Source organism: Terriglobia bacterium (assembly GCA_020073185.1).
GTDB lineage: Bacteria > Acidobacteriota > Terriglobia > Terriglobales > Acidobacteriaceae > JAIQGF01.
This window is the reverse complement of the sequence record JAIQFT010000092.1, coordinates 1-12,540: the sequence shown is the minus strand read 5'-3', so window position 1 is coordinate 12,540 and position 12,540 is coordinate 1. Positions and strand designations below refer to the sequence as shown.

The window sequence follows — 12,540 nt, the reverse complement described above, 5'->3', positions numbered from 1 at the left end:
CGTCAAAATCATCGATCGCGAATTGATTGCCGCCGGCAGCAAGAGCGCCACGCGAGCATCCCGCTAAGTCGCTGAGCGTCTCCGATCCCTCCCTCTACGCTAACACCGTACCGGGAGCCGTCGTCGGGGTGGGTACGGGAACGGGAATCGCCGCCGGCGTCATCGGCATGGCGACCGGTGGCGACGGCGTTGGGGTCGTAGCGATCAACACCGCGACAGCTGCGAACGACGTTCCGGTGATGGTGTCCTGGAGTCAGGCAACTTCGGGAAAGGTTAATCTGTTTCAAGGGATTGCAAATAGCCCGCTCGCCAAAGGCATCAATCTTCAGTTCTTGGTCCCAACATCGCGGGCCATCTTCTCAGCCGATATCGGCCCAAGCGAGAGTTCGACGACTGTCTTCGCCGTGGACGGCAGTGGCAGCATCCACACCAACGGCAGCATCGACACCGTCGGCCAAATCAACGCCAATGGCGCCATCCACTCCAATGGCACCATCACCTCGGACGCGGGTATGAGCACCATCGGCGATATTCACGCGAGCGGCACCGTCTTTGCGGCTGTTAAGAACTTCAAGATCGACGACCCGCTTGCCCCGGCCGATAAGTGGCTGTACCACACTTCGGTGGAAAGCCCGGACATGATGGATATATACAACGGCGTGGTCGTGCTCGACGCGCGCGGCCAAGCCTGGGTCCAGATGCCTGATTGGTTCGAAGCCTTGAACATGGACTTCCGCTACCAGTTGACCGCCATGGGACGCCCCGCGCCGAATTTGTATATCGCTCGCGAGGTCCAAGACAATCGCTTCAAGATTTCGGGTGGCCGTCCCCATGGCAAGGTGTCGTGGCAGGTAACCGGAATTCGTCACGACGCCTGGGCCAAGGCGCATCGCTCTCCGGTCGAACAAAACAAGTCGGCGGAAGAGCGCGGGAAATACATGTATCCGGAAGGGTTCGGCCATTCCGGTCAGGACAAGTTTGCCGGCGCTCCTCAAGCGGCCGCGACCGATACAGCCTCCGGAGGCGGTTCGCACCGGTAAGCGTTCACGTAGCTTAAGAGCGAGAGCCGCCCACTGGGACGGCTCTTTTTTCCTGCGTGCGCCCGGCAGGGCGCACTTACTTGGAGGTGAAAGTCCTCTACACACCCGGCAAGGGGAAGTGTTAGCTGAACGGCAAGGGTGTCCATCGCGAGGTGGAATCTGGAGGAAGCCGTAGGCAAAGCGCTGGCCTGGCGAATAGGAAGCGGATAGAGGCGGCACGGTGGGGTGAGCGGGCGCATAGACGCAAAGCCCAGTACTTGCACGGAACACTGTGACGTAGATCCGACAGGTATAAGCGTGAAGGTGAGTGCGTCATACCCGGGGAGATCTGATGGTCTGCCTTGTGCTACCGGCATCGAGAGGTGTTGGGAAGGATCGTCAGAAGTCAGCCGAGGCCGTAGTAGTTCCGCACAAGCGGGACGAAGGGCCGAACGTGAGGTACGGGAGTAGGACAGCAGACCTCGATGCGAGCCGATGAAGCAGGAGCCTGCGCAAGTAGGGCCAGGGCGGAGGAGGGCAGGCGGAACCTGTCCGGGGCCGGTTCTGGTGCAGAGGCTGGTACGGCGGCTGTTGGGCGAACGAAACCGGAGGCGCTGCGGCTGATGGAAGCCGTGGTGGAACGCAGCAACATGCAGTGGGCTTACGAGCGAGTGGTGAAGAACGAAGGCGCTCCGGGAGTCGATGGACTGACGGTGGCTGAGTTCAAGCCCTGGCTGCAGGCGCACTGGTCGAGCGTACGACAGGCGCTGTTGGCGGGCGATTATATGCCGGCGGCGGTGCGTCAGGTGGAGATACCGAAGCCGCAAGGCGGGGTACGCACTCTGGGCATCCCGACGGTGTTGGATCGTCTGATTCAACAGGGGCTCAATCAGGTACTGCAACCGCTGTTCGATCCGGAGTTTTCCCCGTCGAGCTATGGCTTTCGTCCCGGACGCAACGCACACCAAGCCGTGCAAGCGGCGCAAAGCTACGTTGCCGAAGGCAAGCGATGGGTCGTTGATCTTGATCTGGAAAAGTTCTTCGACCGAGTAAACCACGACGTGCTGATGGCACGGGTGGCGCGCAAGGTGAAGGACGGCCGGGTGTTGAAGCTGATCCGTCGCTATCTAGAGGCGGGACTGATGGAAGGCGGGATAACGAGTCAGCGGACGGAGGGCACACCGCAAGGCGGGCCACTGTCGCCGCTGTTGTCGAATATCCTGCTGGACGATCTGGACCACGAACTGGAACGGCGTGGGCTTGGCTTCTGCCGCTATGCGGACGACTGCAACATTTACGTCGGCAGCAAGCGGACAGGGGAGCGGGTGATGCAAGCGGTCACGGCGTTTCTGGAGCGAAGACTGAAGTTGCAGGTCAATGCGGCCAAGAGCGCGGTGGCGCACCCATGGGAGCGGAAGTTCCTGGGCTACAGCATGACGTGGCACAAGAAACCGAAGCTGAAGATCGCGCAACAAAGTCGCACACGTCTGACGGAGAAAATCCGCAAGATGCTGCGGCAGGCGCGTGGCGGAAGCTTGAAAAAGACGATCGAGCGGCTTAATCCTGTTGTACGGGGATGGGTTGCCTACTTCCGGCTCACCGAAGTCAAAGGGATGCTGGAAGAACTCGACGGCGGGATCAGGCGCAAGCTGCGTACCCTGCTGTGGCGGCAATGGAAGCGCGTTTATACACGGGTGAAGAATCTGATGCGAGCTGGTATAGACCGGAAGCGAGCGTGGCGGTCGGCCACCAATGGGTATGGCCCGTGGTGGAACGGCGGCGCCTCGCATATGAACGCCGCCTATCCCAAGTCTCGGTTCGACCGTATGGGGCTGGTTTCGCTGCGGGAACTACAGCAGCGCTTCCCGTCTACTTCATGAACCGCCGGATGCCGAACGGCACGTCCGGTGGTGTGGGAGGACGGCAGGGGTGACCCTGCCTCCTACCCGATTATCGCGCTTTGAACTCCACACGTGCTACTGCCAGCTTCACGGCTGGGGATATGAAGTTTAGGGCATCATTCGCCGCTCCAGTTCCTTCAACACCAGCCGCATCGATCACATCTACCGTGATCCCCACGAGCCGGGCAACCGCCTTCATCTCGTCTACGGCGACCTCAACGAAGCCAGTTCCGTGAACAAGCTCTTCCGCACCATCCGCCCGGTGAGATCTACAACCTCGGCGCCCAGAGCCACGTCCGCACCAGCTTCGATATTCCCGAGTACACCGTCGAAATTACCGGCGTCGGTACGCTCCGCCTGCTCGAGGCGGTGCGCGAGTCCGGCATTCACCCCAGGTTCTACCAAGCCAGCTCCAGCGAACTCTACGGCAAGGTGCAGGAAATCCCGCAGAAGGAGGCCACGCCGTTCTATCCCCGCAGTCCTTACGCCGCCGCCAAGCTGTTCGCGTACTGGGTGACCGGGGCGAGACCTTCGTCTCGCGCAAGATCACCCGCGCCGCGGCCCGCATCAAGCTCGGCATGCAGAAAAGGCTGTTCCTCGGCAATCTGGATGCCAAGCGCGACTGGGGCTACGCCAAGGAGTACGTCGAGGCGATGTGGATGATGTTGCAACAGCCCGAGCCCGACGACTACGTCATCGCCGCCGGCGAGACTCACTCCGTACGCGAATTCCTCGATGAAGCCTTTGGCTACCTCGAGATGGACTGGAAGCCCTACGTTGAAATCGATCCGCGGTATTTCCGGCCCTCCGAAGTGGACATCCTCGTCGGCGATGCCTCCAAGGCACGCGAAAAGCTGGCATGGCGGCCGAAAGTAACTTTCCGTGAACTGGTGCGCCTCATGATCGACGCGGAAATGTAGACCCTGCAGTCGCCGCGCGCCATGGCTAACTAAGGAGCGCGGCGATTAACTGCGGTCGAGGTAGATGGATAGTACCTGCTACTGTCGGATCATCGAGACAATCTCCCGGCCAATCACCAGCGATGCGGTAGCAGCCGGCGAGGGAACGTTGACGACGTGGACGGCGTGCTCGCTGGTCGCAAAACGAAAATCGTCCAGCAGTTTGCCGGCGCGATCCACCGCCTGCGCGCGCACGCCGGCGCCGCCGCCCTCCAGATCGCGCGACTGAACGTCCGGCACGAGCCGCTGTAGCGCCTTCACGAATGCGTTCTTGTTGAAGGATCGGTAGTACTCGCCCGCGCCGACTTTCCAAAAGTTCTCCGCCATCCGCCAGAACCCGGCGAAGCCTACCGCCTCGGCAAGTTCACGGACGCTGATGTCAGTCTTGCGGTAGCCTTCGCGCCGCAACGCCAGCACCGCGTTTGGACCTGCCTCGACGCTGCCGTCCACCTTGCGCGTGAAGTGCACGCCGAGGAAGGGCAGATCCGGGCCAGGCACGGGATAGACGAGCCCGTGCACCAGGCTGCGGCGTGAGGGCGCAATTTCGTAGTACTCACCGCGGAAGGGAATGATTCTCACGTCCGTGTCCGCGCCCGCCATGCGACTGATCCGGTCGCTATACAGTCCCGCGCAGTTAACCAGGAAACCTGCGCTGTAGTCGCCGCGCGTCGTCTCGACGACGGTTTCTCCGCCGCGGCGCACGATTCCCACCACTTTCGTTCCCGTCTGCACGACTCCGCCTGACTGCTGGACAAGCTCCGCGTACTTGCCGGTGACGGCGGCGTAGTCCGTGATGCCGGTGCCGGGCACGTGCAGGGCGCGGATTCCCGCCGCGTGAGGCTCCAGTTCGCGCAGTCGCTCCGGGCCGATCATCGTCAGTCCGGCAACGCCGTTGGCCTGGCCGCGACGGTTCAGTTCCTCCAAGCGTGGCACCTCGCGTTCGCTGGTCGCGACGACGACTTTGCCGCAGAGTTCGTGCGCGATGCCGTACTGGCGGCAGAAAGCGACCATCGCAGCAGCGCCGTCGACGCAGAGCTTGGCTTTGAGCGAGCCGGGACGATAGTAGAGTCCGGAGTGAATGACACCGCTGTTGTGGCCGCTCTGGTGCGCGGCTAGACGATCCTCCTTCTCGAGCACGGCGAGGCGAAGGGCAGGGAAACGGCGGGTGACTTCCAGGGCGGTGGCAAGGCCAACGATTCCGCCGCCGATGATGACGAGGTCGAACTTATTTCGTGGCATTCATGAATTAGTAAGCCTTAGACTGACTGTACCTATCCCCCTCCCAGGAAGAGCCACCAATGCTACTGCACCTGCAGCGTGATCTGCGTGAAATGCGTCAGCGCGGTGGCGCCGCTGCCAGAAACGCCGGTCACGGTGATTGTGTAGTTGCCCGCGGGCGTGCCGGGTTTCGGGATTGGGGGCGGGGTAGTGCTACCACCGCCTCCGCCACCGCAAGCCGATATGAGCAGCAGCAAGCCAATGGACAACGTGAGGCCGATGCAGCTTGCCCACCCGGGCTTGCCGCGTTTGCTCTTAGGAACCGATAAGACCCCGATGAGTCCGAACGCCATGCCGGGCATGGTGAGCCACAGGGCGTAAAAAGGCGCGGTGTGGCGAGCGGCGGGCGGGCGCAGTTGCGAGACGCTGGGCGCGGTGGTCTGGATGGTCAGCGTGCTGGTACCGCCGACTGCAACCGATACAGGCGAGAAGGTGCAGGTGGTCAGCGCAGGCAGGCCAGTGCAGCCGCCGCCAACCGCCGGATCGAAGCTGACGGCGCCAGTGAATCCGCCCAGTGCGGCCACAGCAATGTTAAACGTGGCGCTGCTACCTGCCTTCACGGTTGCCGTGGTGTCGCACGCAGGGGGTACAGAAGTGGAACTGCAGACTGCCGGCGGGCGGAAGTCCTGCACGGAAACGCTGACGCTCTGGTTATGCGTGAGTCCGGGGAAAGTGGCGTCATTGGTAGTGAGATTGGCGGAGTAGGATCCGCCTGAATTTGTCGGGGCGGTGACGGTGGCGGTGGCGGAAACCGTGGTCGTGGCGCTAAGCGAGTAGGGGCTCGGAGGAGTCAGGGTGCAGGTGAGCGGCGAGGGCACGCTGCACTGGGCCTGCACGATTCCAGTGAAACCATTGAGACCGCCGAGGGTCAGAGGAAAGGAAGTTGTCGAACCATTCGCCAAGACCGGAGCGGCCGTGCCCGCAGTCAAGGTGTAATCCACAATAACGTAGTTGAATGTGCGGATCCTGGTGGTAATCGTGTCCTGAGCGGTGACGGTGAGCACCTGGTTGGTCGCCGGCGTCGCCAAGGTTGTGGTCACGTTGGCAATCGAGGTTTGGGGAGCGGAGTTGGCGGTGAAAATCATGGAAGGCACGGTCATGGCGCACGTCGTGGAGGGCACCGGATGGCCGACCGTGTCAGCCAAGGCGCAGCTCAGCGAAACCGTTCCGCTATAGGCGGCGGGGGAGATGGTTACGGTGGCGGCCAGCGGCTGTCCAGGTCGCGCCGGAGTAGGAGACAGGGCACCGGCGGAAATTCCCCACGAGTTGGTGGTCACGTTGAGCGACAGGGACTGCGAGTGCTGCACCGCGCCGCCGGGAATCGACGCGCTGGCGTTGACGGCGACAGTGTAGGTTCCGGGAACGATGTTGGTGAGCGGTATGGAGAGGCCAACGGTGGTGGGGGCGCTCTGACCCGCTGTAAGGCTAGGCGAAGCAGGAGTGAAGGAGCACGGGCCCGCACCAGTTGGCACTCCGGTGCAGGCGAGAGTCACGGCGCCGGAGAAAGTGGTGTTGGGATTCAGAGTAAAGGTGGAGTCGCCGGTGTCGGTTGGGCTCAGGTTCAAGGTCGCCGGCGACAGGACGCCCATGGTGAAGTCAGGAGCGGTGAGCACGTTCAGCGTGAAAGTGGTCGGGAGCGAGAAATTGCTGGCAGTGGCGGTGATGGTGATGGTTGAGGTAGCCACCGGCGTGGACGTGGCGGTGGGGATGGTCACGTTGATGCTGGCGGTGACACCGGCGGCCAACGTGGGCGCCGCGGGTGAGAAGCTACAAGGGCCCGCGCCCGCTGGCAGTCCGGAGCACGCAAAACTGAAGGTCAACGAGCCCGACACGGTCGTCGAAGCGGTCACGGTGAAGCTAGTGGTGGCGGGAGCGCCTGCGGGAGTGCTGGCGTTGGAGGCGGTTCCGATGCTGAACGGCGTGACCGAATTCAGGGTCAAGAGGAACTGCTGAGTTACGGCCTTGGGATCGCCTCCGACGGCAACGATCTTGAAGTTGAAGGCGTTCGCCGCCGGATCGCCCGCAGTGACGGTGAAGCTGGTCGCGCCCGCTGCGAGGGTAGGCGGGTTGATGGTGCAGATCGAGGGCAGAGCACCGCTGACCGGCTGACAGGAAAGGGAGATCGAACTGTTATAGCCGTTGAACAGAGTGATTGTGCCGTTATAGGAGGCGGTTTGGCCGACGACTGCAGTTGCGGTGGGAGGCGTGACCGCTACCTGGAATCCGGGCACGGGAGCAATGGAGACTTCCCAAATGCCGCGACCGTAGGTGGAAGCGCGCAGGCGGAGAGGCACGCCCGCAGGGTCGCTGGGATTGTTGTAGATCTTGAGTTGGGTAATGGCGACGTTGGGCAGGGAACCTGCTCCGGAGGACGGTCCAACTTCGGTCCACACGCCGTCGCCGACGGATTGGAAGACGCCAACGTCGGTGCCGACGTAGATGACGTTGGCAAGACTCGGATAGGTGGTGACAGCACTGGCTGGAGGAATGGTGACGGCATCGGCCGGGGCGTCGGGCAGACCGGTGGTGCTGGGATCGCCGTCGAGCTTGGCCCATGTTGCACCCGCATCCGAGGTTTTGAAAATATGCCCTACGCCGAAGCCCATCACGGTAACGTATGCGGTATTGCCTGATGAATCGTTGGGATCAAGGGCAATGCCGGAAATCGGGTAATGGCTGGGATTGATGTTGCAGGCGGACGGGGCAGCGGTGCAGGCTGTGGTCACGCCGTTGTTGATGCCGCTGACCTCGCTCCAACTGCTGGCACCGGAATCGGCGGCGAGAGTCCGCCAGACTTGGCCACCGCACGGCTTTGCACCAATACATTGCGCAGCCGCGTTGGTGGAGTCGGCGATGCCCTCCATGCCGGCCCAGATAACCTGCGAGCCGCCACCGGTGCCTGATGTCGGCGTGATCCCCGGGTCGCAAGGACCTTTGCACGGCCCGCCGGCGGCGATGGTGTTGACCATAAATGTGGTGGGATTGACGGTTGGATCGCCGCAACTGGCGTTGACGCCGGTGTCCAGATTCAAGGTGAGAGGATTGCCACCGGAACCGCCAACTGACCAGTCGCTGCCCAAGCCGTCGCTGTTGCCGCGCCAGACGCGGCAGGAGCCGACTAGCATCCGAGTCGAGGCCTGCAGGTCGAGCATGAAAAACGTGTAGAACGACGAATAATCGCCGCCGATTTTGTCCTGGGTGACAACCGCAGTAAAGGTCTGATTGGTGCAGGAAATCCCGGTCGTGCAGCGCTGGATTCCGCCGTTGGCCTTGAGCGGCGCTGGGTTGGAAGTGAACCACTCGTTTCCACTTCCACTGAGCGGGTTGATGGCGTTAAAGCCGCCGTCGCCATTGTTGACCGACAGCCAATTGCCACTGGACGGCGAGGCGCTGCTGACAGCGGGCGAACCGTTGTCCTGGGTGCCGCCGACCAAAGTGGTAGGGTCGGTGGCGTGGTGCGAAAAGCCCACGAACTGAATCATGGAAAAGCCGATGGAGGTGCTGAGATTGTCGAACTGGCTGGGCGGCGTGCCGGGCGGACAGGTTCCGCTGGTCAGCAAGGAGCCCTTGGCGACGCGGTAGATGCCACCGTCATTGCCGAAAAAGATGGGCGGATCGAAACCGGGATGCGCCGCTACGTACGCGCCAGTGACATCGTTTCCGAGAAAATCAATGCCGTGCTCATCGGGATGAACATGGGCGATATTGGCGGACGGCGAGCAGCCGTACACGTGGGTCAGGTTCATGAACGGCGACGTAGTGCAGGTGGGATTGGTAACCGGATTGATGGTGCACTTGTACTGGTTGACGCCGCCGGCGTAGAGGTCGGTCGCGCCGCCATTGGGCACCGCCGCGAGGGAGATGTTGTAGGTGCCTTGGCCGGTGGAAGGGGTGCCGCAGCCCAGGCTGTCGCCGCAGTTATCAATGCCGGTGGTAGAAATCTGCGTCCAGGTCTGGCCGCCGTTTTTGGTTTGCCAGATGCCGATGTCGCTATCCTGGGAGTCATAAATCCACACGTACATTTCATCACGACGGTTGCCGTTGCTGTCGAGTACGGCGGGCAGCACCGCCATTTCCGCGCGATAAAGGGGACACGCGCTGCTGAATGGGCTTGATGGGCACGTTGTCAGGCTGAGATCGACGCCGGGAGCACTGGGCTGATTAGCGAGGTGGGTCCAGTTGGCGCCGTCGGTGGAGGAATAGAAGCCGTGGTAGCGGAGGTTGGCGTAGAACTTTTTCTGCGTAGGATTGTAGATGACGGAATTGGCCGAGCCGGCATCAGGAGAGGTGGCTCCGTCCGAGACATTGGCGCGATTCCAGGTGGCGCCCGCATCTGTGGAGTAATAGATGCCACGGGCGTTGCTGCCGCCGGATTCGGCGCCGACGGTGATGCCGCCGCTGGCCGCGGCAGCGGTGGCTACCGCGATCTTGTTATCGTCCGTGCTGAAGGCGATGTGGGTGAAGCCAAGGCCGTGGAACGACACGGTTCCGGAAGAAGGGCACGCCGGGTTGGACGTGGGGCAGGTGGCGCTGCTGATCAGGGTCCAATTGGCGCCGCGGTCGGTGGAGCGCAGGATGCCGAGGCCGTAGTAGGAATCGGCGGAGTTGTTGGCCTCGCCGGTCCCGACCAGGATCAAGCTGCTGTTGCCGGGTTGTAGCGCGATGGCGCCGACGGTGAGCGTGGCCTGGCCGTCGGTAAGAGGAGTCCAGGTGACGGGCGCAGTACACACGCCGTTGCTGTTGCAGGAGCGAGTGGCGCTGACGGCATTGGTGGTCTTCCACAGGCCGCCAGAGGCGCCGCCGATATAGACGGTATTGCCGGTCGTGTCGCTCTGATCCACCACCACAGAAGTGACGCGCCCGACGGCGGGACCGTAGTCCTGCTGGGCGCTGTTAAAGGCGCCGGTGGCGGTAGGCGATGGGCCAAGGAAATTCCAGGGCGCGCTGCCGCTGGGCGCCGTCACGAATAACGGGCGAGGCGATGCTGTGCCCGCCCCGGTGCTGGATGCGGTGGCGCTCTGTGTGGAGCGGTCGCGGGCAAGTCCCTGGAGACGACGGTTGTTCAGCTTCTGGTTGTAGGCGCGGTGGAGTTGTTCAGCTCCGGGTTTGCCATTGACCATGCGTCCGCGCAGAAACCACCGGGCGCGCTCCTGGGGACGGTCGCGCTCGCTTTCGGCGGAATTCTCGGCGGAGATTTTAGCGCCTTGCGCGAAGGCCATCGAACAGCAAAGCAGGAATAAAAGAAATGACCAAGATAGCCGGATACCGGATCGCATAATAGCAAGCCACAAACAGATTCGGGGAATGCAGGAAGTATGTTGCCGGGCAGGTACTAAGTCAATCGGGAATGCGCTTGAAAAGCAGTGGCCAGTGGCCAGTCCGTTGTGAACGTGGCGAGATGCAAGAAGGTGAGCCAACGATCAGAAGCTGGTGGTTTGACCGTGGCGCTTCTTGGTCGCGGGAGAGACGGCAAAGTGCCCCCACCAAGTGCCCCAGCAACTAGCCTGGCTACAAGGGGCAGTATCGCCGAGACCGGCAAATTCCTGGATGGTCCAGAAATCGAGGTCATTGACCGGGTCAACCATGGTGGCGCTGTAGTCGCCCCAGCGGTTTTCCGTCCCGCTGAAGGTCTTGAAATAAGGGGCCAAGCCGGCTTTGAGAATGCCGGAGTCGCGCATGGTGTTGGAGGCGTCGGCGGCGGCGCGAAATGCGTAACCGGCACTGGCGTATTGTGTGGAGGAGAAGGAAGAGAATCCGAGGAGAGCGTCGCCGTTCTTGTTCACCGCGATGCTCGGATAGGCATAGAAGACCGCGGCATTGGCGTCCTCAACGCGGCCGAACTGAAGGACGGTACCATCGGGCTGGAACTGCCACCATTGCGCTGCGGTATGGGTGGGCGAAGCGAACGGCAAAAAGACGGTTTGTGCCGCCCACAGCGAACCGGCACGGTATAGGAAGTTGAGGATGCGCGAATCTCCGGTGTTGATCTTATGCGTATCATCTAACTGGGGCGCGAAATCGAGGTTACTGCAATTTGTGGTCGGACAAGAAAGCCAGGTACTAGAACCCGCGGGAAAGATGTCCGTGGTGAGAGTTTCCGATCCGATTGCGCCTGTAATACTTCCTAGCTTTAGTTGACTATGGGAACCATCCCAGTCCTGCACCAAATACTCAGTGGTCTGTGTCGGATCATAGGAAGCGGCGGGTACCCAGGTAAAGTCAACTCCCGAAGCGTCGTTCTCACCAATGAACAGCTTGAAAGCGCCGGCACCGCCGGCGTAGAGATCGGCGGCGGAAAATACGTACGTCTTGGTCGAGACGAAGCTGTTGTTGGTGTTGGTGAACATGTTTACCGACGCCACGATCCACTTGGAATTGAAGCCGAGGCCGGGGTAGTCCGCCCAGGACGTGCCCTGAGTGTCGGCAGGGATCCGCCACAGGTGCCAGGTGCCGGTAGGGTCGTTGGTGGTGGAAACGCCGATGAGCAAGGATGAATTGGCACTCGCGGCATCGCTGGCAGCGGAGAATATCCAGCGATTGTTGTAGGGATCGTAAAGCATTCGCGGATCGAAGACGTGGGTTGCGCCGGTTGACAACCAGAAATTGTCCAGCGTCTGGATGGTGCCCACCGCAGTACCGGTCTTGGTCTGAATACGAATTCCGCTATTCAGAGGCACCACGAGGTGGTTGGGCCCAACCGCACCCATAGTATCCGGCGGAATGATGAGGCCGTTGTCGTCCTGCGCATCGAAGTTGGCGATGGGCGCGGACGATGGCGCCCGCGGAGAGGGAGCGGCCTGCGGTGCGGCAATGGGCGGAGTTAGTGGGGCCGGGGGTAACAGCCGGTTGCGCGCGGGCATCGGTATACGCGGGACAACGCGTTGTTGTGGCGTAACCGGCGCTTGCGGCCGGAGCTTTGCGAGGTCGGCGAAATTCACGACCGTGTGGACAGAAGGTACACCGCGCGTGCCGGTCTGTTGTTGCGCGACCGCAAGCGTTGCCGTCACGACGACTGCGTAAGCGAAAATCTCAAGGCAAGGATTACGCATTTAGGGTCTCAGGGGCGTTAGTTGACCGCCGTCTGGATAGAAAGCGTGATGCGGTGCGCCACATCCGCGTTCGTTATCACGAAGTTTACCTTGTCGCTCACATTGAGTGTGCTTTGGCCGCTGAGGAAGCTTGTGGTCGTTCCGCCGGTGGTGCTGTTACAGGTCAGGTTCGCGCTAAGGATGTTGTTGGCGACGCCGAGAGTGTCCCGCTTTTAGTTGGAGGTTGAAGAGCGGCGCTCGGGATCATGTTACGCGACCTCCTGCTTAGTCGCAGCTTTTTCTGTTTCTCCTCTTCCTAGGATTGCTCTCAGTTGCCAGATGTCCTTCCAGCCCA

5 protein-coding genes and 1 pseudogene are annotated in these 12,540 nt (G+C 61.7%); 3 read left to right on the top strand and 3 right to left on the bottom strand.

The annotated features are described in order from the left end of the window. Positions 1 to 128: 128 nt before the first annotated feature. The 3 genes and pseudogenes from LAN64_19805 (at position 129) to LAN64_19795 (ending at position 3,840) form a co-directional block, all read left to right on the top strand. The gene (locus tag LAN64_19805) at positions 129 to 1,040 is read left to right on the top strand and encodes a hypothetical protein (protein MBZ5570074.1); all 912 of its coding nucleotides are present in this window, start codon (positions 129 to 131) and stop codon (positions 1,038 to 1,040) included. 464 nt (positions 1,041 to 1,504) lie between these two features. Then, positions 1,505 to 2,899, top strand: coding sequence for a group II intron reverse transcriptase/maturase (gene ltrA / locus LAN64_19800; GenBank protein ID MBZ5570073.1), 1,395 nt, complete (start codon positions 1,505 to 1,507; stop codon positions 2,897 to 2,899). 49 nt (positions 2,900 to 2,948) lie between these two features. Next, positions 2,949 to 3,840, top strand: a pseudogene (locus LAN64_19795) (GDP-mannose 4,6-dehydratase). 78 nt (positions 3,841 to 3,918) lie between these two features. Here the strand turns inward: LAN64_19795 and lhgO are convergent. The 3 genes from lhgO to LAN64_19780 all read right to left on the bottom strand — a co-directional run bounded on the left by lhgO (position 3,919) and on the right by LAN64_19780 (position 12,206). Then, positions 3,919 to 5,118, bottom strand: a complete 1,200-nt coding sequence (lhgO, locus tag LAN64_19790) for an L-2-hydroxyglutarate oxidase (GenBank protein ID MBZ5570072.1) — start codon at positions 5,116 to 5,118, stop codon at positions 3,919 to 3,921. Positions 5,119 to 5,180: 62 nt separating this feature from the next. Next, a complete protein-coding gene (locus tag LAN64_19785; protein ID MBZ5570071.1) occupies positions 5,181 to 10,376 on the bottom strand; it encodes a hypothetical protein in 5,196 nt (1,731 codons plus the stop codon). Between the two features lie 201 nt (positions 10,377 to 10,577). After that, entirely contained in the window at positions 10,578 to 12,206 is a 1,629-nt protein-coding gene (locus LAN64_19780; GenBank protein MBZ5570070.1) for a hypothetical protein, read from the bottom strand. Between the last annotated feature and the right edge of the window lie 334 nt (positions 12,207 to 12,540).